Here is a 24,544-nt window from a genome sequence, read left to right as displayed (position 1 = left end):
TCCTTCGCTAGCAGATATAACTAGTCTTCCATTCGCAAGCCCAAGCCGAGCTCTTCCAGTTTCTCCTGAACTTCCTCCAAAGATTTGCGTCCGAGGTTGCGAACTTTCATCATATCTTCTTCGGTTTTCGTAATCAATTCTTGTACCGTATTAATGCCCGCACGTTTGAGACAGTTGTAGGAACGAACGGAAAGATCAAGTTCTTCGATCGTCATCTCGAGCACTTTTTCTTTTTTGTCTTCTTCTTTTTCGACCATGATTTCCGCGTCTTTCGCCTCATCGGTCAAACCTACGAACAGCATCAAATGCTCTGTCAAGATTTTGGCGCCGAGGCTCACCGCTTCTTCCGGCCGAATGCTTCCGTCGGTCCATACTTCGAGGGTTAGTTTATCATAGTTCGTCACTTGACCGACACGAGTATTTTCTACACCGTAGTTCACGCGTGCAATTGGCGTATAGATCGAATCGACGGGAATGACGCCGATCGGTTGATCCTCCGACTTGTTGCGGTCCGCCAGCACGAAACCGCGACCCCGGTTCGCGAAAATGCGCATATGCAATCTTGAACCTTGGGAAAGCGTCGCAATATGAAGATCCGGGTTCAAGATCTCGACATCGCTATCCGCCCGAATATCGCCTGCCGTAACAACGCCTTCGCCTTCTGCATCGATTTCCAACACTTTCTCTTCGTCGGAATGAATTTTAAGCGATAGGCCTTTCAGGTTTAGAATAATTTCCGTTACGTCTTCGATTACGCCGGGAATCGTGGAGAACTCGTGCAGAACGCCGTCAATTTGGACGGAAGTAACTGCCGCGCCCGGCAATGAAGAGAGCAATATACGGCGCAACGAGTTGCCCAGCGTCGTCCCATAACCGCGTTCGAGCGGTTCAACAACGAATTTCCCGTAGGTGCCTAACTCGTTAACGTCTACGGTTTCTATTTTCGGCTTTTCGATTTCAATCACTGAAATAACCCTCCTTCAAAACGTCGCTCCGTTTGAAACCTTTTATTCAGTCGATTCATGCAGTATGCCTAAACAACCATTATTCACAAGTTGCAGGTAAATTATACCACAATGAGATGTCTCATTAGACGCGACGACGTTTTGGCGGACGGCATCCGTTATGCGGGATAGGAGTAACGTCTTTGATCAAGTTAACTTCCAAGCCGGCTGCTTGCAAAGAGCGAATTGCTGCTTCGCGGCCTGCGCCCGGACCTTTAACCATAACCTCAACAGCCTTCATCCCATGTTCCATAGCGGCTTTCGCAGCCGTCTCAGCCGCCATTTGCGCTGCATATGGCGTGCTTTTGCGGGAGCCTTTAAATCCAAGACCGCCGGAGCTTGCCCAGGAAATCGCATTCCCGTGCGGATCCGTGATCGTTACGATCGTATTGTTGAATGTTGAACGAATATGCGCAACACCGGATTCGATATTTTTACGGTCACGACGTTTTGTACGAACGACTTTTTTCGCTTTAGCCATGCTAGTTATCCCCCCTTATTATTTTTTCTTATTCGCTACAGTACGACGAGGGCCTTTACGTGTACGAGCATTTGTTTTTGTACGTTGTCCACGAACGGGTAAACCGCGACGATGGCGGATACCGCGATAACATCCAATTTCAATCAAGCGTTTAATATTCAATGAAATTTCACGGCGAAGGTCACCTTCAACCTTAACCGTTTTATCGATCGTTTCACGAAGCTTGCTCACTTCGTCTTCCGTTAAATCGCGAACGCGAGTATCAGGATTGATGCCTGTTGTGCTCAAAATTTTCTGGGAAGTCGTTCTCCCGATTCCGAAAATATAAGTTAAGGCGATCTCAACGCGTTTGTCACGTGGCAAATCCACACCAGCTATACGAGCCATAATTACGCTACACCCCCTTCTTAACCTTGTTTTTGTTTGTGCTTAGGATTTTCACAAATAACCATTACATTCCCTTTGCGGCGAATGACTTTGCATTTTTCGCAAATGGGCTTTACCGAAGGTCTTACCTTCATGATAGATTACCTCCTGTATACGAGGCGAGATGCGGTCCGATCCGGCATTCGCCGTCCGATAAGGCTCGTCACCTCAAGTGTTAAACGTCTAGCATCTATTTTCTGTACGTTATGCGCCCTCTGGTTAAATCATAAGGTGATAACTGAACGACCACTTTGTCACCCGTTAGAATACGAATGAAGTGCATTCGCAGCTTTCCGGAAACATGGGCAAGAATTTGATGACCATTCTCAAGTTCAACCTTGAACATCGCATTGGGCAGTGGTTCGATAACCGTACCTTCCACTTCAATGACATCTTCTTTAGCCACAGTCATTCTCCTTTCTTCTCAGCATGCAATGCGGCGGTTTCGGCAAATTTGGATAACGCGAACCGCAATTTCCCGTTCGTGACCCGACCGCTCTCGTTTAAACTGTTTACAACTTCACTGCTGATCGTTTGCTGCAATTCCAGATGAATCAAGTTTTTCTTCTTCGGCCCGTCAAACTTCCGCTTGTCGCCGTCCGCCACATAGACGAACCGCGAATCCGCGATACCGACGATGACGGCGTACTGTCCGGCGTCCCGGCCTCGCAATATTTTAACGATTTGACCGATTTTGGGGCTCTGATCGTTGTCCACATTCATCACCTACGAATCGATTTTCGTAAAAATTTCCAAGCCGTCTTCCGTTACCGCCACCGTATGCTCGAAGTGGGCGCATAGATCGCCGTTCACCGTAACGACCGTCCACCGGTCCGGCAATGTCTTGACATGCCGCGATCCGGCAATAACCATCGGCTCGATCGCAAGCACCATGCCCGGTTTCAGTCTCGGCCCGCGGTCCGGTATGCCGTAGTTCGGAATTTGCGGCTCTTCATGCAGGCTTGCGCCGATGCCGTGGCCGACATATTCCCTTACAACCGAAAAACCCGCATCTTCGATACAACGTTGAATCGCATGTGAAATTGTAAATAAACGAACATCCGGTTTGACAAGGGCCAATCCCGCATACAACGATTGTTCCGTTACGTCCAATAACTTCCGGGCAATCTCCGAGATGCTTCCGACAGGATAGGTCCAGGCGGAATCACCGTGATAGCCGCGGTACTCGGCGCCGATGTCAATACTAATGATGTCACCTTCGTTTAATTTCCGATCGCCGGGAATTCCGTGAACCAACTCTTCATTTACTGAAGCGCATATGCTGGCAGGAAAATTGTTATAGCCTTTAAAAGAAGGTGAAGCTCCCTGACTGCGAATATACTTCTCCGCGATCGAATCCAATTCGCGCGTCGTTATTCCCGGTTGAACGGATTGAGCCATGAGCCGATGCGTCTCGGCTACAATCCTCCCAGCTTCCCTCATAAAGCCTAGTTCCACTTCAGACTTGCAAATGATCATTATTCAACCTCTCAACAACGATACGATATCAGACGTCACCGTATCGATTTCTTTCATTCCGTCCACCTGGCGCAACAACCCTTTGGTGCGATAGTAATCCAGCAAAGGAGCTGTCTTGTTGATGTACTCGTCGAGCCGAGTGCCTACCTTTTCTTCCGTATCGTCCGATCGTTGGTAGAGCTCGCCCGAGCATTTATCGCATACGCCTTCTTGGCGCGGCGGATTGAAAATGACATGGTAGGTCGAACCGCAAGATTTGCAAATGCGGCGTCCGGTCAGACGCGCCAGCAACTGGTCGCGATCCACCTTAAGGTCAATGACGTGATCGAGTTTCCGGTTCATCGAAGCGAGAATATCGTCCAACGCTTCCGCTTGCGAGATCGTTCTTGGAAAACCGTCCAAGAGAAAGCCCTTCTCGCAATCGGATTGCTGGAGTCTTTCGCGCACGATGCCGATCGTCACGTCGTCTGGAACAAGTAAGCCTTGATCAACAAACTGCTTCGCTTTTAATCCGAGCGCCGTTCCTTGTTTCATTGCCAGGCGAAACGCGTCGCCTGTCGAAATATGCGGAACTTCGAATTCGTCTGCAATTCGTACCGCTTGCGTCCCTTTCCCTGCTCCAGGAGGCCCCATGAATAAAATGTTCATTGTCGTTCCTCCTATCCGCTTAACTGAAACAGCACAATAGGTGCCGCCGAGCTTGCATGATTGCGATCTCGATCAGAACCTATTGCCTATTTATTGATAAACCCTTTGTAATGGCGTTTCATTAACTGGCTTTCGATTTGCTTCATCGTATCCAGGGCGACCCCGACAACGATCAGAATACTCGTACCGCCGATCTGAATCGAACGCGGCAGTCCGGCAAGAGCTCCGAAGAATACCGGGAGCACGGAAATAGCCGCCAAGAAAATGGCGCCGGACAAGGTGATTCTGGTCATGACTTTCGTCAAATAACCGGAAGTCGGTTTCCCCGGGCGAATGCCAGGAATGTATCCGCCGTTCTTCTTCATCTGATCCGCCATTTGCACCGGGTTAATCTGTACAAATGTGTAGAAAAAGGTAAATCCGATAATCAGCAATACATACAGCACCATACCGAGCGGTTTGTCATGGGACAGGTTGTGCATTATCCATTGTGCCCATTGTTTATCCGCCCAAAACTGTGCGATCGTGTACGGGAACATAAGCAGCGATGAAGCGAAGATGACCGGGATGACGCCCGCCCCGTTCACTTTCAGCGGAATATGCGTATTTTGCCCGCCGTACATTTTGTTGCCGACTACGCGCTTTGCGTATTGCACCGGAATTTTGCGTATGCCTTGCTGGATGTATATAACACCGACGACAATCGCCAAAATTACAATCAAAACAATGATGATTTTCGCAATTCCCAGGAACAGATTCGCATTGGTGTCGACAAACTCCGATTGGTACAATTGCTGACTCAATTCAGGAATCCGCGAGATAATCCCGGCAAAGATGAGAATCGAAATCCCGTTTCCGATTCCGCGTTCTGTAATCTGCTCCCCGAGCCACATCAAGAATGCGACACCGGCGGTCAGAATGATGGCAATCACGAGGTAATCCGCATATGTCGCATTTGGTACCATCTTCGCGGCATATAAACGGTTAAAGCCGATCGCAGTACCGTACGCTTGGATTAAACCAAGGACAACCGTACCGTACCGGGTTATTTGCGCTAATTTCCGTTTACCGATTTCGCCTTCCTTTGCCCATTCCGCAAATTTCGGAATGACATCCATCGTCAACAATTGCACGATAATTGACGCGGTGATATAAGGCATAATGCCCAACGCAAAAATAGAAAACTGAAACAACGCGCCTCCGGAGAAGGTGTTCAGCAAGCCGAACAAATCGCTTCCCGCTTGATTTACCTCTTTAAATACATCCGTATTTACGCCTGGTACCGGAACGAAGGCGCCGATCCGGTAAACGATCAGGATGAGCAAGGTAAACAAGATTTTTTTTCTAAGGTCTACGACCCGCCAAATGTTGGACAGCGTTTTAAACATTAGATCACCTCGGTTTTACCGCCGGCAGCCTCGATTTTCTCTACCGCAGATTGAGAGAACTTATTTGCTTTCACAGTAAGTTGTACTTTCACTTCGCCATTTCCTAAAATCTTGATGCCGCTTTTAGGATTTTTTACAATACCGCTCTCCATCAGAACTTCCGGAGTGATTTCAGTACCTGCCGCAAAGCTGTTAAGTTCCTCGATGTTTACAACCGCATACTCCTTGCGAGTCGGATTCGTAAATCCTCGCTTCGGCAAACGGCGATAAAGTGGATTTTGTCCGCCTTCGAAACCTGGACGCACACCACCGCCGGAACGAGCATTTTGACCTTTATGTCCGCGACCTGAAGTTTTTCCCGTACCGCTCGACGTTCCGCGGCCTACGCGTTTGCGAGGATGGCGGGAACCTGCCGCAGGAGAAAGTTCATGTAACTTCATCGTTCGTTGCACCTCCTTGATTATTTCTAAAGCAAATCATTCTGTTAAAGTCTTGTTATTAAGCTTCGATTTCTTTCACTTTCACCAAATGGCTAACTTTGTTAACCATTCCGCGAATCGCCGGGCTGTCGTTATGAACGACGGTTTGGTTGATTTTGCGCAAACCTAACGTGTTCACTGTAGTGCGCTGCGTTCCCGAACGACCGATCAGACTGCGAACGAGGGTAATTTCTAATTTAGCCAATGCGAGTCCCTCCTTAACCTAACAGTTCTTCTACGGTTTTACCGCGCAGTTTCGCCACATCTTCGGCACGTTTCAAACGGGACAAGCCTTCCAATGTCGCGTTGACCATGTTGATGGAGTTCGAAGAACCTAATGATTTTGTCAAAATATCGCCCACGCCGGCGAGCTCGAGCACCGCACGAACCGGTCCGCCCGCGATCACTCCCGTACCTTCGGATGCAGGCTTGAGCAGAACGCGGCCTGCGCCGAAATGGCCGATAACTTGGTGAGGAATAGTCGTTCCAACGAAAGGAACTTGGATCAGGTTTTTCTTCGCATCTTCGATACCTTTGCGAATCGCGTCCGGTACTTCGGAAGCTTTACCGATACCGGCGCCAACCCAACCTTTGCCGTCGCCGACAACGACGAGCGCGCTAAAGCTGAAACGGCGTCCGCCTTTTACGACTTTAGCAACGCGATTAATATTTACAACTTTTTCAGTCAGTTCTAAAGTGTTCGGATCTACACGCAAGTCGTTAACCTCCTTTGATTATTGTCCTAGAATTCCAGTCCGGCTTCGCGCGCAGCGTCCGCCAATGCTTGGATTCTTCCGTGATATAGATAACCGCCGCGGTCGAAAACAACTTGTTCAAAGCCTTGTGCTTTCGCACGTTTAGCGATTAATTCGCCGACTTTGCGAGCTGCTTCCACATTGCCGCCGTTTTCGATTTGATCTTTCAGATCTTTGTCAAGCGTCGATGCAGCCGCCAACGTTACGCCCTTTACGTCATCGATCAGTTGGGCGTACATATGTTTCGAAGAACGGAATACGTTCAAACGAGGGCGCTCAGCAGTACCTTGAATTTTTTTACGAACACGAAGGTGTCTTTTCAAACGAGCTTTATTTTTATCAGCTTTTGAAATCATGCTTCAAGTTTCACTCCCTTCAGTTTGCCATTAAGCTAACTTACTTCTTCTTACCGGCTTTACCTTCTTTGCGAATAATGCGCTCGCCTTCGTACTTAATCCCTTTGCCTTTGTACGGCTCAGGTTCGCGAACGGAGCGGATTTTCGCGGCATAAGCGCCGACGCGTTCTTTATCGATACCTTTAACGATAATTTTGGTATTCGACGGAACTTCGAATTCGATGCCTTGTTCCGGCGTAATTTCAACAGGGTGAGAGTAACCGACGTTCAATACGACTTTATCTCCGGTTTTGCTCGCACGATAACCGACGCCTACGAGCTCGAGAGATTTCGAGAAGCCTTCCGTTACGCCGTTCACCATGTTGGAAATGACGCTGCGAGTCGTTCCGTGAAGGGAACGGTGAGCTTTATTATCAGAAGGACGCTCGATCGTGATCACGTTCTCCGCAATCGACACTTTCATGTCTTTGTGGATTTCACGGGACAGCGTTCCTTTGGGACCTTTTACTGTGATCGTGCCGTTGTCTAAGGTGATGTCGACACCACCAGGCACTTGAATTGGTTTACGACCAATACGAGACATAGTTTGCACCTCCGATCTTTTGCGGTTGTATTACCATACGTAGCAGACGACTTCTCCGCCTGATTTTGCTTGACGAGCTTCCTTGTCCGTCATCACGCCTTTGGAAGTAGAGATAATCGCGATCCCTAAACCTCCAAGTACGCGAGGAATCTCGTTCGATTTCGTATAAACGCGAAGACCTGGCTTGCTGATTCTTTTCAAACCGGTAATAACGCGCTCGCTGTTCGGGCCGTATTTCAAGAAAATACGAATAATCCCTTGTTTATTGTCTTCAATATATTCTGCATCGCGGATGAAACCTTCGCGCTTCAAAATTTCAGCGATTTGCTTCTTCATGGTCGAAGCAGGCATCTCCACTGTTTCATGACGCACAACGTTCGCATTGCGAATGCGTGTTAGCATATCTGCAATCGGATCTGACATTACCATTAGTGTATTACCTCCTTCCCGCTGTAGGGTGATTACCAGCTTGCTTTTTTCACGCCAGGGATCTGGCCTTTATAGGCTAATTCACGGAAACATATTCTGCAAATTTTGAATTTCTGTAAAACCGAGTGTGGACGACCGCAACGCTCACAGCGAGTATAGGCTCGCACTTTGAATTTCGGTGCGCGTTGTTGTTTAACTTTCATCGAAGTTTTTGCCACGTTTTATTGACACCTCCCAAAAACTTGGAACCAAGTTTTTCTCATTAGGTTTATTTCGTAAAAGGCATGCCGAGTTGAGTTAACAATTCACGAGATTCTTCGTCCGTTTTCGCAGTCGTTACGATAACGATATCCATACCGCGAACTTTATCGACTTTATCGTATTCGATCTCCGGGAAGATCAATTGTTCTTTCAAACCGAGCGTATAGTTGCCGCGTCCGTCGAACGCTTTGTTCGATACGCCGCGGAAGTCGCGTACGCGCGGAAGCGTCACGTTGAACAATTTGTCCAAGAAATGATACATCCGGTCTCCGCGCAATGTTACTTTCGCGCCGATCGGCATGTTCTCGCGCAATTTAAAACCGGCGATCGATTTCTTCGCACGAGTGATGACCGGCTTTTGACCTGCGATAAGCTGCAAATCGTTCACGGCCGAATCAAGCACTTTGGAGTTTTGAACCGCATCGCCGACACCCATGTTGATGACGACTTTTTCGATTTTCGGAACCTGCATTACGGAAGAATAATTGAACTTTTGCATCAACGCAGGCGTAATTTCATTTAAAAAACGATCTTTTAATCTTGCTGCCATGGTTTATGGTCCTCCTTTCCGTCAAAACTGATTAATCGATAACTTCTCCGGATTTTTTCGCAACGCGAACTTTCTTGCCGTTATCCAGCACTTTGTATCCGATTCGAGTCACTTTGCCGCTCTTTGGATCCACATGCATCACGTTCGAAACGTGGATCGGAGCTTCTTGCTCGATGATACCGCCTTGCGGATTCGCTTGGTTCGGCTTTTGGTGTTTTTTCACCATGTTCACGCCTTCGACAAGAACGCGGTTTTCACGAGGATAAGCTGCGATGACGCGGCCTTTCTTCCCTTTGTCCTTCCCGGTAATGACGATTACCGTGTCGTCCTTTTTCACGTGCAATTTATTGTTATAGGATTCTTTGATCTTTTGCAATCTTGGCACTTTCTTACACCTCCTACTATCGAAGCGTCACAACCGCTTATCAGGTTCTGTTAGATAACTTCAGGAGCCAAGGAAACGATTTTCATAAAGTCTTTATCACGAAGCTCGCGAGCGACAGGTCCGAAAATACGCGTTCCGCGCGGGCTCTTATCTTCTTTTACAATAACCGCCGCGTTCTCGTCGAATGCGATGTAAGAACCGTCTTTCCGGCGAACCGAACGTTTCGTGCGAACGATAACCGCTCTAACGACATCACCTTTTTTGACAACGCCGCCTGGTGTTGCTTGTTTTACGGAACAAACGATCAAATCGCCGATATGCGCAGCACGACGTCCTGTGCCGCCCAGTACACGAATACACATTAATTCTTTCGCGCCGGAGTTGTCAGCGACAGCTAAACGTGTGAATGGTTGAATCATTTTCGATTTCCTCCTTTCGGAAAAATAGCACGTCCTTAAACGATTACCGCTTCTTCAACGATCTCTACGAGTCTCCAACGCTTATCTTTGGAGAGCGGACGAGTTTCCATAATTTTGACTGTATCGCCGATCTTCGCTTGATTGTTCTCATCATGCGCTTTAAATTTTTTCGTGTATTTAATGCGCTTGTGGTAGAGATCATGCTTTTTATAAGTTTCAACGGCAACAACGATGGTTTTATCCATTTTGTCGCTCACTACTTTACCGATCTGCACTTTACGAGCATTGCGTTCGCTCATACTTTGCCTCCTTCCTGAAATCAATACGTCTGGCGTTCACCGGACATATGCTTCATATAGATTCTTTTTCAACCCTGTTTCGAGGCTCGAAAAAAATCAATTAACTGATGATCCCAAGTTCTCTTTCACGTAATACGGTTTTAGCACGAGCTATTTCTTTACGCACATCACGAATCCGAGTCGGGTTATCAAGCTGGCCTGTAGCCAATTGAAAACGGAGGTTAAAGAGTTCTTCTTTAAATCCGGCAATTTTTTGTTCAATCTCAGCAGTGGTTAAGTTGCGCAATTCATTAGCTTTCATTTGCTTCACCACCCAATTCTTCTCGTTTCACAAACTTCGTTTTCACCGGCAGTTTGTGAGCGGCAAGACGCATCGCCTCACGAGCAATTTCCTCCGAAACGCCGGCAAGCTCGAACATAATTTTGCCCGGCTTAACTACTGCCACCCATTTCTCGACGTTACCTTTACCGCTACCCATCCGAACCTCAAGCGGCTTTTGCGTAATCGGTTTGTCCGGGAAAATTTTGATCCATACTTTACCGCCGCGGCGAATGTAACGAGTCATCGCGATACGCGCTGCTTCGATTTGGCGGTTCGTAATCCATGCAGGTTCCATGGCTTGCAAACCGTATTCGCCGAAATTCACTTCCGTGCCGCCTTTCGCGCGGCCTCTCATGCTACCGCGTTGTTGCTTGCGGTGCTTTGCACGTTTTGGTACCAACATGATTAGTTGCCTCCTTCCTTAGCAGCTTGCTTCTTAGCCGTAGGAAGTACCTCTCCACGATAAATCCATACTTTTACGCCGATGCGGCCGTATGTCGTATGCGCTTCTGCCGTGCCATAGTCGATGTCGGCGCGAAGCGTATGAAGTGGAACGGTTCCTTCGCTATAGCCTTCCGTACGAGCGATATCGGCACCGCCTAAGCGTCCGCTAACCGCTGTTTTGACTCCTTTTGCGCCAGCGCGCATCGTTCTTTGGATCGCTTGTTTCAATGCACGACGGAAAGAAACGCGGCGTTCCAATTGTTGTGCGATGCTTTCCGCAACCAAGATTGCGTCAAGATCCGGAGTTTTAATTTCCGAAATGTTGATGTGCACTTTTTTGCCTTTGGAAATTTTCGCAATTTCCGTACGCAGCACTTCAACTTCCGAGCCACCTTTACCGATAACCATCCCTGGTTTCGCAGTGTGGATTGTTACATTTACACGATTCGCCGCTCTTTCGATTTCCACACGGGAAACGGCAGCGTCTTTCAATTTATTTTTCAGGTATTCACGAATTTTGACATCTTCCAGCAACAGATCACCGAAATCTTTGCCGGCATACCATTTGGACTCCCAGTCACGAATAATCCCTACACGTAATCCAACCGGATTTACCTTTTGCCCCACACGTTTTCCCTCCTTATTTTTCAGATACCACCAAGGTGATGTGGCTCGTTCTTTTGTTGATCCTGCTAGCACGTCCCATCGCGCGCGGGCGGAAACGTTTCAAAGTCGGACCCTGGTTCACGTACGCTTCCGTAATAACCAGTTTGTTAACATCCAAGTTATAGTTATGTTCAGCGTTTGCGATTGCGGAATTGAGCAGCTTCTCAACGACCGGGGAAGCCGATTTAGGCGTATGGCGCAAAATTGCGATCGCGTCGCCCACTTGTTTCCCGCGAATCAAGTCAACTACGAGTTGAGCTTTACGAGGAGCAATCCGAACATAATTCGCACTTGCTTTCGCTTGCATTGTATTACCTCCTCTCAAACAATTAAAGACGATTAACGTCTGCCTGTTTTCTTGTCGTCGTCCGTATGTCCTTTATACGTACGGGTTGGAGCGAATTCGCCCAATTTGTGACCGACCATATCTTCCGTTACGTATACCGGCACATGCTTGCGGCCATCATACACCGCGAAAGTGTGTCCGATAAATTGCGGGAAAATGGTAGAGCGGCGGGACCATGTTTTCACAACCGCCTTTTTGTTGCTCTCATTCATTTCCTCGACTTTTTTCAACAGATAACCGTCGACGAACGGTCCTTTTTTTAGACTGCGACCCATGTGTGAATCCTCCCTTCACCAAGCCATACCGCCTGCGTTTGCGCACGGCGGGCTAACGTTACGCCACGATGCGTGGCGACAATTCTTCTTGCGGCATTATTATTTCGTACGGCGACGAATAATGTATTGGTCAGAAGCTTTGTTTTTCTTACGCGTTTTGTAGCCAAGAGTCGGTTTGCCCCATGGAGACATCGGCGATTTGCGTCCGATCGGAGCGCGGCCTTCACCACCACCGTGCGGGTGATCGTTCGGGTTCATGACGACACCGCGTACTTCAGGGCGTTTGCCTAACCAGCGGGAGCGGCCTGCTTTACCGATTTTCACAAGCTCGTGATCTTGGTTGCCTACAGATCCGATCGTCGCGCGGCAAACTTTCAAAATTTTGCGAACTTCGCCGGAAGATAAACGTACCGATACGTATTTCTCTTCTTTACCAAGCAGCTGCGCTTCCGTACCTGCAGCGCGAACCAATTGTCCGCCTTTGCCTGGCTTCAGTTCGATATTGTGGATAAGCGTACCCACCGGGATGTTTTCAAGCGGGAGCGCGTTACCGACTTTAATATCCGCACCTGCTCCGGACATGATTTGATCGCCGACTTTCAAACCTTGCGGCGCGATGATATAACGTTTCTCGCCGTCCGCATAATGGATCAAAGCGATGTTGGAAGTCCGGTTCGGGTCGTACTCGATTGTAGCAACGCGTCCTGGTATTCCATCTTTGTTCCGTTTGAAATCGATCATGCGGTATTTGCGTTTATGACCGCCACCGTGGTGACGAACCGTAATTTTACCTTGGTTGTTGCGTCCTGCCGTTTTGCTTAGCGGCGCAAGCAACGATTTCTCCGGCGTGCTTGTCGTAATTTCTTCAAACGTCGACACGCTCATCGCGCGACGTGCCGGGGATGTCGGTTTATATTTTTTAATAGGCACTTCTTGTCCCTCCTTACTTCAGAAATAATTCTTTAAGCCGATTCGAAAATTTCAAGCGGCTTGCTGTCCGCGCTTAAAGTCACGATCGCTTTTTTCCATTCGGACGTATATCCGAAATGGCGGCCGTAACGCTTAGGCTTCGCCGGAACGCGCATAACGTTCACTTTCGCTACTTTTACTTTGAAAATTTGTTCAATCGCCTGTTTGATTTCGACCTTATTCGCACGCATATCCACTTCAAAAGCGTACTTCATTTCCGCCATGTAGTCGCTCGTGCGTTCCGTAATCACAGGACGCTTGATAATATCGCGAGGATCCTTCATTACGCGAACACCTCCTCTACTTTCTGAACTGCTTCTTTCGTAATGATCAGCTTGTCGTATACCATTACGTCCAAAACGTTAATGCCGTCAGCCGCTACAAATTTCACGCCCGGAATGTTGCGCGCGGAAAGAGCGACATTGTCGTCGTAGCTTGGAGTCACGACCAAAGCTTTACGATCCACTTTCAAGTTATTTAAAATCGCCGCGAATTCTTTCGTTTTCGGTGCATTCATCGTTAATTGATCCAATACGATAATTTCATTACCTACAACTTTCGAAGACAATGCGGATTTGATTGCCAAGCGACGAACTTTCTTCGGGAGTTTGAAGCCGTAGCTGCGAGGAGTCGGTCCGAACACGGTACCGCCGCCTTTCCATTGCGGTGCGCGAATGGAGCCTTGACGAGCGCGGCCCGTTCCTTTTTGTTTCCATGGTTTACGGCCGCCGCCGCGAACTTCGGAACGCCCTTTCGTTTTGTGAGTGCCTTGACGTTCTGCTGCTTGCTGCATAACAACAGCTTGATGCAATACATGAACATGCGGCTCGATGCCGAATACGCTATCCGCCAATTCGATCTCGCCTACCGATGCTCCGCTTACATTGTATACTGTTACTTTAGGCATTTCTTGTTCCTCCTTTCTTTACGCAATTAATTCTTCACCGTAGATTTGATTTTCACGAAACTGTTCTTCGCTCCAGGAACGGATCCTTTAACGAGCAACACGTTGCGTTCCGCATCCACGCGAATCACTTCCAGCTTTTGAAGCGTTACCGTCTCGTTGCCCATATGCCCTGGAAGACGTTTGCCTTTCGGTACGCGGTTCGCCTGGATGGAACCCATCGAACCCGGTCCGCGATGATAGCGGGAACCGTGCGACATCGGTCCGCGGCTTTGTCCCCATCTTTTAATAACGCCTTGGAACCCTTTCCCTTTCGAAGTACCCGTTACGTCAACGAATTCGCCAACTTCGAAAATATCGGCTTTCAATTCCTGTCCGACTTCGTAATTCGCCATGTCTACGCCGCGAATTTCACGAATGTAGCGCTTAGGTGCGGTTCCTGCTTTTTTCGCATGAGCCGTTTCAGGTTTGTTGGCGTTTTTTTCTTTCTTATCGACAAAACCGAGCTGAACCGCCTCGTATCCGTCGTTCTCTTGGTCTTTCTTTTGCAGAACTACGCAAGGGCCGGCTTCAATAACCGTGACCGGAATCACGTTGCCTTCCGGAGTAAATACTTGCGTCATTCCCAATTTTCTCCCTAAGATACCTTTCATGTTGACACCTCTTTTCCTTTCCTACTCTCGTTAATCTTGTATTACAGTTTGATTTCGATATCTACACCGGACGGCAGATCCAAGCGCATTAAGGCATCCACAGTTTGTGGCGTTGGGTTGACAATATCGATCAAGCGCTTGTGCGTACGCATTTCGAATTGCTCCCGAGAATCCTTATACTTGTGTACCGCACGAAGAATAGTAATGATTTGCTTCTCGGTAGGAAGCGGAATCGGACCGGATACACCTGCGCCGGAACGTTTTGCCGTTTCCACGATTTTCTCTGCGGACTGATCAAGAATTCTGTGATCATAAGCTTTCAAACGAATACGAATTTTTTGCTTTGCCATGCTAGTCCCTCCTTCTATCGCCCAATTTGGTATCGGACATACTCCGTGAAAATTTTCCGAACACCGTCCCATGGCAAAGGGGCCGGGTGTGTCGGTAACCTCTCACATCATCGCAACGTCACAGAACAACATTCACTATTATATATAAAACGAATGACAAATGCAACAAAAAGTTCATATGGGGCATGATTTTATTCGATATTTCCGAATGGGCGTTTTCGAAGACGGGAAGGATAACGGAAACGGGCCTGAAACCGTCCCTTCCGGCAGCCCGTCTCCTACAAATTGATCGTCGTTTCGTTCAGCGCACTCGCCGACGCGGCCACCTCATAGGTGGATTGTCCGATGCTTTCCAGCGTCTCGTTCAGCGCGGTCATTTCTTTTTCGATCATCACGATTTCGTCGCCGATATGCTTCATGGAGTCTACAATCATGCCGAATGCATGGCTCGTCCCTTTCGAATGCTCATGCCCGTCCTTGACCAGCCGCTGGACGTTGCCGATCGCTGCGACCACTTCTTCAGTATGCCGCTCGGACTGTTCTACCAAATCGGCAATCAGCGCGACCGTCCGTCTCGTATCCTCGGATAACGATTTCACTTCATTGGATACGACGCCGAATCCTTTGCCGTGCTCCCCGGCTCTTGCCGCTTCGATCGACGCGTTGAGCGCGAGCAGTTTCGTTTGATTGGCGATCTGCTGAACGGCGCCGACGATGCCCCGAATTTGCCGCGACAACTCCGACAGTTGCATGACCGCTTGCTCCATATGAGACGAGCTCTTGTCGATAATCTCGATCTTGGCGGTCATTTCGTCCAGTTTCATCTTCCCTTCCAGGGCGAGCTTGCTTGATCGTTCGGACACTTCCGTACTGCGATAGATCGCCTGCTTTACTTCGTTGCTTTTCGCGACCAACTGCTGCACCGATCCGCTCGTTTCTTTCGTTAGCCGCGCCAGCCCTTCGCTCAAGCCGAACAAGTTCTGTTTCAGTTCGTCTTTCACTTTTTCATACTGCTCTTCCCGCTCGTGCAAATGTTCCGCCTCATAGATTTCCAGAACGAGCTGCTGCTCCAAGTTCAACAGCTTCAGCACCGATTTCACATAAGCGACGCGCTCTTCCGGGTTGCTTATATAGGTATGTAAAATATCGATCAATGAGTTTTGCAAGTTTTGAAATGAGCCCATATACCATTTCGGGCGCAGGCCGATTCGCAGATGAACCTGGGCGATTCGGAACCGTTTGCCGACGTACGCCTCGTCGATTCGGCCGGAGAACATTTCCATAATATGCGCGGTCAATGTTTTTTTCAGCCGCTCGATCGTACTATGGCTTGTTATGATGGCTTCCAATTCTTTCACGCCCAGAATCGAATCGTAGAATGCGGCGGTTATTTCGCCGATATGCCGTTCGATCAGCGGCTGCATTTGCCGGATCCGCTGCAAATCGTCCGCGTTCAGCCGAATCATCTCGAACTGTTTGCGAACGTCTTCGTTGCCGCCGCAATCGATGACGACTTCATGCTTTTTCTCCGTATCCAATAGATCTTGGCTCCTTCGCTTTCCGTTGCGTTGGCTTCCGAAACGTTGTGCAAATGCTAAAAACCGTTTTTCGCTCATTTCAATCTCCTCCTCAATAAGACAGTGCAGAATGCGTTCAAGCGCGCTTCTCCATCGACATGCCAATATTTTGAAGGAAACGTTTTAAATTAGATGTGAGTTATGTCACACCGCGGATAAAAGGCTGTAAACTGCCGCCGGCCCGTACGCCTTAACCTGTGCGCCCTTAACCTGCGGTTTGTCGTACCGGTTACGTCCGGGGACGAAGCCGTATCATCTTGTCGTCGCCCTGCTGCGGATTTCCTCGTCCGTCGCGGTTATTGGTCATGACATATACGGAGCCGTCCGGCCCTTCGTAGATGTTGCGAATTCTCCCCAAATCGCGAAACAACGCCTCTACATTTTTTGCTTCATTATAATGGGGTTCGCTTAGCTCGATCAGCAGCGCTTGCTTCCCCGCCAAATTCGCGACAAGCAGCCTGTTCTTCCACGGACCTTGCGTAATAAAGGCCATGCCCGACGGAGCCCATGTTTCTTCCCCGCTATGGAGCAGCGGCTTTATCAAATCCGGATATTGTCCGGATTGTTCGTCGCCTTGAACGATCGGCCAGCCGTAATTCGCGCCGGCTTCGATCCGATTCACTTCGTCATGCGCCGATTGGCCGTGTTCCGAAGCGTACAGCTGTCCGGTAACGGGATGCCACGCGAGGCCTTGCGGATTGCGGTGTCCCAAGCTGTATACCGGCGAGCCGGGAAACGGATTGTCCTGCGGGATGGAGCCGTCCGGTGCGATCCGCAATATTTTACCGCCTAAGCTTTCGCGTTCCTGGGCGAGTCCCGGCTCGTACCGGTCGCCGGTCGTAATGTAGAGATAGCCGTCCGGACCGATTTTGATCCTTCCTCCGTTATGGTTGGCAGCGCCGGGCAGCCCGTCGATCAGCACTTGATCGATCTCGGCCTTGTTGCCGTTCTCCTTCAATCGAATGACCCGATTCCGGATTCCTTCTTCCGTCTCGTATGTATGGTACGCATACAGGAAGCGGTTGTCTTCGAAGTTCGGATCGATCGCAAGCCCCAGCAGCCCCCCTTCGCTTCTGCTGATGAAAGGCGCCTCCATTTCGATGAGCGGCTCCTTCGCCAGACGATCCTGCTCGATCACTCGAATCGCCCCCGGCCTCTCGGTGAAGAAGATTCGCCCGTCCGGAGCGATCGCCATTTCCCACGGCACATTCAGCCCTTCTGCCAACGTTTCGGCCGTATACGGGATGGCGGACTCTCTCGCCGTTTCAACCGCGCTTGGCCCCTCGCCTTCTTTCGCCGTTCCGCCGCGCAACGTCTCGTCATCGCAGCCTGCCCCGGACAGCAACAACAGCATCATGCCCGCCAGCGCGATGCGTCTGCCTGGGGTTGTGACTCTGTTGCCGGTGACTGGTTTGCCTGTGGATCGTTTGCCCGCGACTGGTTTGCTTGCGAGTTTGCTTGCACCTCTTTTGCCTGCGATTCGTTTTTTTTCTTCGATCCGTTTGGCTTCGATCCGTTTGCCTATGCCGCTTTTATTTGCGACTCTTTTTCCAATGCTTTGCTTGTCTATCATTTTGCTAATGTTTCCTTTGCCCGAAAATTGCCCAAGTGTTCGCTCCAACCATTCGCCCGCACTGTGTTTCATCGCATTCTCCCCCTTATACGAATCTTCCCTTTCGTTTTCGCCGTTCGAAGATGACTTTATTACGTCTTATCATACCATAAGCCGGCAGGAGGTTCGCGAATGGGATCCGTTTGATCCGACCGAACCCGGGCATGCGCTCCTTCATTGGATTTTATCCAATGTTGCTCCTTGCAAACCTCAAGATACAGTCGTTCATTGGATTTATCAAATATTTTACTACTTGTAAACCCCAGGATAAGGTCGTTCATTGGATTTTATCCAATGTTTTATCCGCTTGAAACCGAACATGCAGCCCTCCGTTGGATTTCATCCAATAGAATCAGCAGAAAATGCAGCGAACAGACGAAGATGGGGGCATTCCATTGGACAATTTCCAACAGGGACCCGTTTTGCCCGTGAAATCGGCTGTTTTCATTGGACAATTTCCAATCGGCTATCACTGACAAGCTAGCAATTTAATGGTTAACAGTATTTTATGAAGGCAATTTGCTTCATTTGGGCGGTGAGGGCGGATTTAGCGGTAGTTAATTTGGGGTATGTATCACAAGCGTTGCATTGAGCGTTTTGTTGTGACTTACGACGATTGAGCTAGAAGGGCTCTGCACTGGGGCGCTATTTTGCTGAATCTTCAGATAACAAGCATTGGCGTTGCCTCGAAAAAGGTTGCGAATTTAGGGGGCTAACTGAAAAAGGTGGTAAGACCGACGATTTCCGATGCATAGCGATACGTGGTTTATAATGGGGAACGTCTTCCTTTTGAGCCGAATAAGGATTGTTAGGAGACTGTCGATTTAAAGTGGACAACAATTATTTTGCTTCAAAATCGCCGCTCAGATGGAATTTCAGATGAAAGATGGTCCCTTGTCTAAAAGAAAATCGATCTGATGGCATCTGAGAAGCAAATTAAAAAAGTGTCCTCAATTATAGACAGCCTCGTTAGTTTCGTTAGCGCTAAACGAAGAGCGTAGGTCCGCGCGGACCGCCTTCGAAATTGAGGGAGGTATCCCCTTCTATATGCGCAATAAAGCCAGTTACTTCAACGGCAGGGATTTATGAAATTGAAATAGGCCGCCGATTGACTGTATATAACTTTGAAAATCTGCGAGAGGCGGCATAACGAATACGAAAAATCATACACAATGTGCCGTGCACGCATCGAATCGGTCGATATTGTTCGAAATTTCATACACAAAACGCGATTTCAGGCCCTGATCCAGTAATTGTATACGAAAAATCATACAAAATGTGCGGCGCACGCATCGAATCCGACGATATTATTCGAATTTTCATATACAAATCGCGATGTAAGCCCTGGTCCTGGGGTACGTATAGGGAAAGTGGCGAGTTGCTTGAAATTGGCGCCAGGTTTTACCGTTCAGGCAGCGAGAAAGCCAACATAGCCCCAATATAACTCCGCAATTTGGAGTTAATCGCCGAGCCGGAGCACCGAGCGCAATTCCCGGCAGACGGTGTATTGCTGCATGCCGGCAGTCGGATCGCAAGCTCCCGCAAATCTGCATTGTCACGGGTTGGGTGGTTGGTCGCCGAGTTCCTCCTACACCGATCCCTATAACGAAGAAAATCCATTACCGCAACGATGCGATAATGGATTTCCGATAGGGCGTTCTAGCGAACGCCTGTTATTATTTAATGATGGATGCAACCGCACCGGCACCAACCGTACGTCCGCCTTCGCGAATCGCGAAGCGAGTACCTTCTTCGATCGCGATTGGAGCGATCAGTTCAACCGTAACGGTGATGTTGTCGCCAGGCATAACCATCTCAGAGCCTTCCGGCAAGTTGATGATGCCAGTTACGTCCGTTGTACGGAAGTAGAATTGAGGACGGTAACCTGTGAAGAAAGGTTTGTGGCGTCCGCCTTCTTCTTTCGTCAATACGTATACTTGAGCTGTAAAGTTCGTATGAGGTTTAACGGAACCCGGCTTAGCCAAAACTTGGCCGCGCTCGATTTCTTTACGGTCAACACCGCGAAGAAGCGCACCGATGTTGTCACCAGCTTGTGCGGAGTCAAGAAGTTTACGGAACATCTCAACGCCTGTAACAACGGATTTGCGAGTTTCTTCAGCGATACCAACGATTTCGATTTCGTCGCCGACTTTAACGACACCGCGCTCTACGCGACCTGTAGCAACCGTACCGCGGCCAGTGATCGAGAATACGTCCTCAACCGGCATCAAGAAAGGCTTGTCAGTATCGCGCTCCGGAGTTGGGATGTAGTTGTCGATTTGTTCGAACAACTCAAGAATTTTTTCTGCCCATTCTCCGTCCGGATTTTGAAGAGCTTCACGAGCGGAACCGCGAATGACCGGAGTGTCGTCGCCCGGGAATTCGTATTCGCTAAGAAGATCGCGAATTTCCATTTCAACAAGTTCAAGCAACTCTTCGTCTTCAACCATGTCGCATTTGTTCATGAATACGACGATGTAAGGCACGCCTACTTGGCGGGACAACAAGATGTGCTCGCGAGTTTGCGGCATCGGGCCGTCAGCAGCGGAAACGACGAGAATCGCGCCGTCCATTTGCGCAGCACCGGTGATCATGTTTTTAACGTAGTCGGCGTGACCTGGGCAGTCAACGTGTGCATAGTGACGAGTAGCGGACTCGTATTCCACGTGGGAAGTCGAGATTGTGATACCGCGCTCGCGCTCTTCCGGAGCTTTATCGATTTGGTCGTAAGCGATCGCGGAACCGCCGCCGTATTTTTTTGTCAATACTGTTGTAATCGCAGCTGTCAAAGTAGTTTTACCATGGTCAACGTGACCAATTGTACCGATGTTAACATGCGGTTTAGTACGTTCAAATTTAGCCTTTGCCATTTGAAACGAAGCCTCCTTAATATTTGGAAATTATATGTTGCCTGGCTGTGCGCCTGAATGAGTCAAGCGCACAGCCGGCTGGAAAACAATCTTAAGAGCCGCTCTTCGAAATGATTTCCTCGGCAATGTTGCGAGGCACTTCTTCGTAGTGGGAAATTTCCATCGAGAAGACACCGCGGCCTTGTGTACCGGAACGCAATACCGTCGTATATCCGAACATTTCGGACAACGGCACTTTCGCACGAATCACTTGCGCGCCCCCGCGGGAATCCATACCTTCGATCCGGCCGCGACGGGAGTTAAGCATACCCATCACGTCGCCCATGTATTCTTCCGGAACGGTAACTTCCACTTTCATGATCGGCTCGAGCAGAACCGGATTACATTTGTCTTTCGCCGCTTTCAAAGCCATCGAACCGGCAATCTTAAACGCCATCTCACTGGAGTCGACGTCATGGTAAGATCCGTCAACGATCGTGGCTTTCACATCGACGAGCGGGAAGCCGGCAAGAACACCGTTCTTCATCGCTTCTTCGATACCCGCTTGCGCAGGAGCGATATATTCTCTCGGAACCGCACCGCCGACGATTTTGCTGTCGAACTGCAGGCCGGTGCCCGCTTCAAGCGGTTCGAATTCGACCCAAACGTGTCCGTATTGTCCGCGACCGCCGGATTGGCGTACGAACTTGCCTTCCACGCGTGCAGGAGTGCGGAACGTTTCGCGGTAAGCAACTTGCGGTTTACCTACGTTCGTATCCACTTTGAACTCGCGGCGCATACGGTCGATAATAATATCGAGATGAAGCTCGCCCATACCGGCAAGGATCGTTTGGCCCGTTTCTTCGTTCGTCGAAGCGCGCAGCGTCGGATCCTCTTCCGTCAATTTCGCGAGCGCCGCGCCAAGCTTGTCTTGGTCGGCTTTCGTCTTCGGCTCGACGGCGATCTCGATAACCGGATCCGGGAAGTTCATGGATTCCAGAATAACCGGATTTTTCTCGTCGCAAAGCGTGTCGCCCGTGCCTGTATCTTTCAAACCTACGGCAGCCGCGATATCGCCGGAGTACACGATGGAGATCTCCTGGCGGCTGTTCGCATGCATTTGCAGGATACGGCCGATCCGTTCGCGTTTGCCTTTCGTCGCGTTCAATACGTACGATCCGGATTGTAGCACGCCGGAATATACGCGGAAGAACGTCAGTTTACCGACATAAGGATCTGTCATGATCTTGAAAGCAAGCGCCGCGAACGGCTCTTCGTCGGAAGAATGGCGAACCGCTTCCGTACCGTCTTCAAGATGACCTTTAATGTCAGGTACGTCGATCGGCGCAGGCAAGTAATCGACAACGGCGTCCAACATCAATTGAACCCCTTTGTTGCGATAGGAAGACCCGCAAACGACCGGGAAGATTTGTACGCTACATACCCCTTTGCGCAATGCCGCTTTCAGTTCGGGTACTGTAATTTCCTCACCTTCAAGATACTTCATGGTCAAGTCTTCGTCAAGCTCCGCTACCTTCTCGACCAATTCCATGCGAAGTTCTTCGACTTTGTCTTTGTACTCCGCCGGAATTTCGATTTGTTCGATATCTTTGCCAAGGTCGTCTTTGTAGATATAAGCTACTTGTTCGACCAAGTCGATGATACCTTTGAAATCATTCTCCGCTCCGATTGGAAGTTGAATCGCAACGGCATTTGCTTGCAATCTGTCGCGCATCGTTTGAATAACGTGCAAAAAGTCCGCTCCGACGGTATCCATTTTATTGACATATGCAATACGCGGAACACCGTATTTATCGGCTTGTCTCCAAACCGTCTCGGATTGCGGCTCTACGCCTTCCTTCGCGCTAAAAACACCAACTGCCCCATCCAATACACGCAAGGAACGCTCAACTTCAACGGTGAAGTCAACGTGTCCGGGGGTATCGATGATATTGATGCGGTGACCCTTCCATTGAGCGGTCGTCGCGGCAGACGTAATCGTAATACCGCGCTCTTGCTCTTGCTCCATCCAGTCCATCGTAGCCGCACCTTCGTGAACTTCCCCGATTTTGTGCGTACGGCCCGTAAAGAACAAGATCCGCTCCGTAGTCGTAGTCTTACCGGCATCAATATGTGCCATGATCCCGATGTTGCGTGTATTTTTCAAGGAGAACTCTCTTGCCATGAAACAGTCTCCCTTCAAATTAGACTATCTTAACTGAATTCTATAAATTGACGAAACGTAAAGCTTGATCCTACCAACGATAGTGCGCGAACGCTTTGTTGGCGTCAGCCATTTTGTGCGTGTCTTCACGTTTCTTAACGGAAGCGCCTGTGTTGTTGGAAGCGTCGATAATCTCAGCCGCCAAACGCTCTTCCATCGTTTTCTCCCCGCGAGTGCGGGAATAGTTTACGAGCCAACGCAACCCTAAGGAGGTGCGTCTTTCAGGTTTTACTTCGATCGGCACTTGGTAGTTGGCGCCGCCGACACGACGAGCTTTAACTTCCAATACCGGCATAATATTTTTGATCGCTGCTTCAAACACTTCCATCGGCTCTTTGCCTGTACGTTCTTGAATCAACTTGAACGCATCGTAAAGGATTGTTTGAGCAACGCCCCGTTTACCGTCGATCATGATGCGGTTGATCAGGCGAGTAACCAATTTGCTGTTATACACCGGATCCGGCAACACGTCTCTCTTCGAAACTGGACCTTTGCGTGGCATGGGTATCCCCCTTTCTTTCGTCATTCTATCAATCTTCTGCTTACATCGTCATTCGATTATTTTTTCTCTTTCGGACGTTTCGTACCGTATTTCGAACGAGCTTGCATACGGTTGTTCACGCCTGCAGTATCCAATGCACCGCGCACGATATGGTAACGTACCCCCGGAAGGTCTTTTACCCGTCCGCCGCGAACCAATACGACACTGTGCTCTTGCAAGTTGTGTCCGATTCCGCCGATATACGCGTTCACTTCCACGCGGTTCGTCAAACGAACACGAGCGTATTTACGAAGCGCGGAGTTCGGTTTTTTCGGAGTCAAAGTACCTACGCGAGTACATACGCCGCGTTTTTGCGGGGCGCTCAAATCAGTCTCTTCACGCTTCAAAGCGTTGAATCCTTTTTGCAATGCAGGGGATTTAGACTTCGATTTTTTCTCTTCGCGGCCTTTGCGCACTAATTGATTAATTGTTGGCATGTTGCCACCCCCTTCCCATAATAAACATTCGATTATGAGCCGCTTTTAAGCCCACAGACCCAGGCGGTTCATAAAAGAACAAACGAAATGTCTTTGCCCGGGACTCCCGCCCCTACAAAAACATTAGTTTCATTATTCATTCACAACGGCAACCATCGCGGCTCCGACTTCGATCCCGCAAGCTTTGCCGAGATTCCGCATCGTGTCGACGTAAGTTACCTTCACGCCGGCTTTCTTGCACAGCGCGATCACTTTCGATGTAATCCGGGAATCGGCATCTTCCGCCACATACACTTCGACGGCTTGCCCCAGTTCGACCATTCGCATCGTCTGTTTGGTGCCGATCTTAATGTTCGCGTCCTGTAATCCTTTATCATAAGACATCGATCATATCCTCCAAAAGAACAGGTGATACGTTAGCTTAGGCACACTA

The 24,544-nt window shown here is 49.2% G+C and carries 37 protein-coding genes; all 37 read right to left on the bottom strand.

Annotated features, from left to right (window positions below; genetic code table 11):
- Positions 1 to 20: 20 nt before the first annotated feature.
- The 37 genes from KQI79_RS17365 to KQI79_RS17185 all read right to left on the bottom strand — a co-directional run bounded on the left by KQI79_RS17365 (position 21) and on the right by KQI79_RS17185 (position 24,495).
- Complete coding sequence (locus KQI79_RS17365; RefSeq protein ID WP_216539558.1) at positions 21 to 965, bottom strand: DNA-directed RNA polymerase subunit alpha; 945 nt, start codon at positions 963 to 965, stop codon at positions 21 to 23.
- Positions 966 to 1,089: 124 nt separating this feature from the next.
- Entirely contained in the window at positions 1,090 to 1,485 is a 396-nt protein-coding gene (rpsK, locus tag KQI79_RS17360; protein WP_216539557.1) for a 30S ribosomal protein S11, read from the bottom strand.
- Between the two features lie 18 nt (positions 1,486 to 1,503).
- Positions 1,504 to 1,872, bottom strand: coding sequence for a 30S ribosomal protein S13 (rpsM, locus tag KQI79_RS17355; RefSeq protein ID WP_216539556.1), 369 nt, complete (start codon positions 1,870 to 1,872; stop codon positions 1,504 to 1,506).
- 20 nt (positions 1,873 to 1,892) lie between these two features.
- Positions 1,893 to 2,006 (bottom strand): 50S ribosomal protein L36, encoded by a 114-nt coding sequence (gene rpmJ / locus KQI79_RS17350; protein ID WP_003333770.1) that lies wholly within the window; start codon positions 2,004 to 2,006, stop codon positions 1,893 to 1,895.
- Between the two features lie 95 nt (positions 2,007 to 2,101).
- Positions 2,102 to 2,317, bottom strand: a complete 216-nt coding sequence (infA, locus tag KQI79_RS17345) for a translation initiation factor IF-1 (protein WP_216539555.1) — start codon at positions 2,315 to 2,317, stop codon at positions 2,102 to 2,104.
- A 2-nt stretch (positions 2,318 to 2,319) separates the two neighbouring features.
- Positions 2,320 to 2,628: a KOW domain-containing RNA-binding protein gene (locus KQI79_RS17340; RefSeq protein ID WP_483311397.1), complete on the bottom strand. Its 309-nt coding sequence runs from the start codon at positions 2,626 to 2,628 to the stop codon at positions 2,320 to 2,322.
- Positions 2,629 to 2,637: 9 nt separating this feature from the next.
- The gene (map, locus tag KQI79_RS17335; RefSeq protein ID WP_216539553.1) at positions 2,638 to 3,390 is read right to left on the bottom strand and encodes a type I methionyl aminopeptidase; all 753 of its coding nucleotides are present in this window, start codon (positions 3,388 to 3,390) and stop codon (positions 2,638 to 2,640) included.
- 3 nt (positions 3,391 to 3,393) lie between these two features.
- Positions 3,394 to 4,038 carry an adenylate kinase gene (locus tag KQI79_RS17330; protein WP_216539552.1) on the bottom strand — a complete coding sequence of 215 codons (645 nt, stop codon included), beginning with the start codon at positions 4,036 to 4,038 and terminating at the stop codon, positions 3,394 to 3,396.
- Between the two features lie 86 nt (positions 4,039 to 4,124).
- Positions 4,125 to 5,426, bottom strand: a complete 1,302-nt coding sequence (secY, locus tag KQI79_RS17325) for a preprotein translocase subunit SecY (RefSeq protein ID WP_216539551.1) — start codon at positions 5,424 to 5,426, stop codon at positions 4,125 to 4,127.
- Positions 5,426 to 5,866 (bottom strand): 50S ribosomal protein L15, encoded by a 441-nt coding sequence (rplO, locus tag KQI79_RS17320; protein ID WP_216539550.1) that lies wholly within the window; start codon positions 5,864 to 5,866, stop codon positions 5,426 to 5,428. The genes secY and rplO overlap by 1 nt, the downstream gene beginning before the upstream one ends.
- Positions 5,867 to 5,924: 58 nt before the next feature.
- Positions 5,925 to 6,110, bottom strand: coding sequence for a 50S ribosomal protein L30 (rpmD, locus tag KQI79_RS17315; RefSeq protein ID WP_216539549.1), 186 nt, complete (start codon positions 6,108 to 6,110; stop codon positions 5,925 to 5,927).
- A 13-nt stretch (positions 6,111 to 6,123) separates the two neighbouring features.
- The gene (rpsE, locus tag KQI79_RS17310; RefSeq protein ID WP_216539548.1) at positions 6,124 to 6,621 is read right to left on the bottom strand and encodes a 30S ribosomal protein S5; all 498 of its coding nucleotides are present in this window, start codon (positions 6,619 to 6,621) and stop codon (positions 6,124 to 6,126) included.
- Positions 6,622 to 6,647: 26 nt separating this feature from the next.
- Positions 6,648 to 7,016 carry a 50S ribosomal protein L18 gene (gene rplR, locus KQI79_RS17305; RefSeq protein ID WP_216539547.1) on the bottom strand — a complete coding sequence of 123 codons (369 nt, stop codon included), beginning with the start codon at positions 7,014 to 7,016 and terminating at the stop codon, positions 6,648 to 6,650.
- 40 nt (positions 7,017 to 7,056) lie between these two features.
- The gene (rplF, locus tag KQI79_RS17300) at positions 7,057 to 7,599 is read right to left on the bottom strand and encodes a 50S ribosomal protein L6 (protein WP_216539546.1); all 543 of its coding nucleotides are present in this window, start codon (positions 7,597 to 7,599) and stop codon (positions 7,057 to 7,059) included.
- A gap of 30 nt (positions 7,600 to 7,629) precedes the next feature.
- The gene (rpsH, locus tag KQI79_RS17295; RefSeq protein ID WP_216539545.1) at positions 7,630 to 8,028 is read right to left on the bottom strand and encodes a 30S ribosomal protein S8; all 399 of its coding nucleotides are present in this window, start codon (positions 8,026 to 8,028) and stop codon (positions 7,630 to 7,632) included.
- Positions 8,029 to 8,060: 32 nt separating this feature from the next.
- Entirely contained in the window at positions 8,061 to 8,246 is a 186-nt protein-coding gene (locus KQI79_RS17290) for a type Z 30S ribosomal protein S14 (protein ID WP_010348808.1), read from the bottom strand.
- A 50-nt stretch (positions 8,247 to 8,296) separates the two neighbouring features.
- Positions 8,297 to 8,839, bottom strand: a complete 543-nt coding sequence (gene rplE, locus KQI79_RS17285; protein WP_216539544.1) for a 50S ribosomal protein L5 — start codon at positions 8,837 to 8,839, stop codon at positions 8,297 to 8,299.
- A 31-nt stretch (positions 8,840 to 8,870) separates the two neighbouring features.
- Positions 8,871 to 9,224, bottom strand: a complete 354-nt coding sequence (gene rplX / locus KQI79_RS17280) for a 50S ribosomal protein L24 (protein ID WP_216539543.1) — start codon at positions 9,222 to 9,224, stop codon at positions 8,871 to 8,873.
- 50 nt (positions 9,225 to 9,274) lie between these two features.
- Positions 9,275 to 9,643 carry a 50S ribosomal protein L14 gene (gene rplN, locus KQI79_RS17275; RefSeq protein WP_216539542.1) on the bottom strand — a complete coding sequence of 123 codons (369 nt, stop codon included), beginning with the start codon at positions 9,641 to 9,643 and terminating at the stop codon, positions 9,275 to 9,277.
- A 35-nt stretch (positions 9,644 to 9,678) separates the two neighbouring features.
- Complete coding sequence (gene rpsQ, locus KQI79_RS17270; RefSeq protein ID WP_216539541.1) at positions 9,679 to 9,942, bottom strand: 30S ribosomal protein S17; 264 nt, start codon at positions 9,940 to 9,942, stop codon at positions 9,679 to 9,681.
- Positions 9,943 to 10,042: 100 nt separating this feature from the next.
- The gene (gene rpmC, locus KQI79_RS17265; protein WP_018759704.1) at positions 10,043 to 10,243 is read right to left on the bottom strand and encodes a 50S ribosomal protein L29; all 201 of its coding nucleotides are present in this window, start codon (positions 10,241 to 10,243) and stop codon (positions 10,043 to 10,045) included.
- Entirely contained in the window at positions 10,233 to 10,667 is a 435-nt protein-coding gene (rplP, locus tag KQI79_RS17260; protein ID WP_216539540.1) for a 50S ribosomal protein L16, read from the bottom strand. Before rplP ends, rpmC begins: the two co-directional genes overlap by 11 nt.
- Before the next feature lie 2 nt (positions 10,668 to 10,669).
- The gene (gene rpsC / locus KQI79_RS17255; RefSeq protein WP_216539539.1) at positions 10,670 to 11,335 is read right to left on the bottom strand and encodes a 30S ribosomal protein S3; all 666 of its coding nucleotides are present in this window, start codon (positions 11,333 to 11,335) and stop codon (positions 10,670 to 10,672) included.
- A 13-nt stretch (positions 11,336 to 11,348) separates the two neighbouring features.
- The gene (gene rplV / locus KQI79_RS17250) at positions 11,349 to 11,681 is read right to left on the bottom strand and encodes a 50S ribosomal protein L22 (RefSeq protein ID WP_216539538.1); all 333 of its coding nucleotides are present in this window, start codon (positions 11,679 to 11,681) and stop codon (positions 11,349 to 11,351) included.
- Positions 11,682 to 11,713: 32 nt separating this feature from the next.
- Positions 11,714 to 11,995: a 30S ribosomal protein S19 gene (gene rpsS / locus KQI79_RS17245; RefSeq protein ID WP_216539537.1), complete on the bottom strand. Its 282-nt coding sequence runs from the start codon at positions 11,993 to 11,995 to the stop codon at positions 11,714 to 11,716.
- Positions 11,996 to 12,094: 99 nt separating this feature from the next.
- A complete protein-coding gene (rplB, locus tag KQI79_RS17240) occupies positions 12,095 to 12,925 on the bottom strand; it encodes a 50S ribosomal protein L2 (protein ID WP_216539536.1) in 831 nt (276 codons plus the stop codon).
- 32 nt (positions 12,926 to 12,957) lie between these two features.
- Entirely contained in the window at positions 12,958 to 13,248 is a 291-nt protein-coding gene (gene rplW, locus KQI79_RS17235; RefSeq protein ID WP_216539535.1) for a 50S ribosomal protein L23, read from the bottom strand.
- The gene (gene rplD, locus KQI79_RS17230; RefSeq protein WP_216539534.1) at positions 13,248 to 13,871 is read right to left on the bottom strand and encodes a 50S ribosomal protein L4; all 624 of its coding nucleotides are present in this window, start codon (positions 13,869 to 13,871) and stop codon (positions 13,248 to 13,250) included. The genes rplW and rplD overlap by 1 nt, the downstream gene beginning before the upstream one ends.
- A gap of 26 nt (positions 13,872 to 13,897) precedes the next feature.
- A complete protein-coding gene (rplC, locus tag KQI79_RS17225) occupies positions 13,898 to 14,521 on the bottom strand; it encodes a 50S ribosomal protein L3 (RefSeq protein ID WP_216539533.1) in 624 nt (207 codons plus the stop codon).
- A gap of 41 nt (positions 14,522 to 14,562) precedes the next feature.
- Positions 14,563 to 14,871 carry a 30S ribosomal protein S10 gene (rpsJ, locus tag KQI79_RS17220; RefSeq protein ID WP_005544556.1) on the bottom strand — a complete coding sequence of 103 codons (309 nt, stop codon included), beginning with the start codon at positions 14,869 to 14,871 and terminating at the stop codon, positions 14,563 to 14,565.
- A 278-nt stretch (positions 14,872 to 15,149) separates the two neighbouring features.
- Complete coding sequence (locus KQI79_RS17215; protein WP_216539532.1) at positions 15,150 to 16,487, bottom strand: globin-coupled sensor protein; 1,338 nt, start codon at positions 16,485 to 16,487, stop codon at positions 15,150 to 15,152.
- Positions 16,488 to 16,677: 190 nt separating this feature from the next.
- Positions 16,678 to 18,093, bottom strand: a complete 1,416-nt coding sequence (locus tag KQI79_RS17210) for a PQQ-dependent sugar dehydrogenase (RefSeq protein ID WP_253298219.1) — start codon at positions 18,091 to 18,093, stop codon at positions 16,678 to 16,680.
- A 1,643-nt stretch (positions 18,094 to 19,736) separates the two neighbouring features.
- Positions 19,737 to 20,930, bottom strand: a complete 1,194-nt coding sequence (gene tuf / locus KQI79_RS17205; RefSeq protein WP_216539531.1) for an elongation factor Tu — start codon at positions 20,928 to 20,930, stop codon at positions 19,737 to 19,739.
- A gap of 91 nt (positions 20,931 to 21,021) precedes the next feature.
- Complete coding sequence (fusA, locus tag KQI79_RS17200; RefSeq protein WP_216539530.1) at positions 21,022 to 23,094, bottom strand: elongation factor G; 2,073 nt, start codon at positions 23,092 to 23,094, stop codon at positions 21,022 to 21,024.
- A 70-nt stretch (positions 23,095 to 23,164) separates the two neighbouring features.
- Positions 23,165 to 23,635: a 30S ribosomal protein S7 gene (rpsG, locus tag KQI79_RS17195; protein WP_216539529.1), complete on the bottom strand. Its 471-nt coding sequence runs from the start codon at positions 23,633 to 23,635 to the stop codon at positions 23,165 to 23,167.
- Between the two features lie 56 nt (positions 23,636 to 23,691).
- Positions 23,692 to 24,111 (bottom strand): 30S ribosomal protein S12, encoded by a 420-nt coding sequence (gene rpsL / locus KQI79_RS17190; protein WP_216539528.1) that lies wholly within the window; start codon positions 24,109 to 24,111, stop codon positions 23,692 to 23,694.
- A gap of 132 nt (positions 24,112 to 24,243) precedes the next feature.
- A complete protein-coding gene (locus KQI79_RS17185; protein WP_216539527.1) occupies positions 24,244 to 24,495 on the bottom strand; it encodes a ribosomal L7Ae/L30e/S12e/Gadd45 family protein in 252 nt (83 codons plus the stop codon).
- Between the last annotated feature and the right edge of the window lie 49 nt (positions 24,496 to 24,544).

Origin of the sequence: Paenibacillus sp. MSJ-34 (assembly GCF_018918005.1) — a bacterium.
Classification (GTDB): Bacteria; Bacillota; Bacilli; order Paenibacillales; family Paenibacillaceae; genus MSJ-34.
The sequence above is the reverse complement of the archived record's forward strand: the minus strand, read 5'-3'. Positions and strand labels throughout refer to the sequence as shown.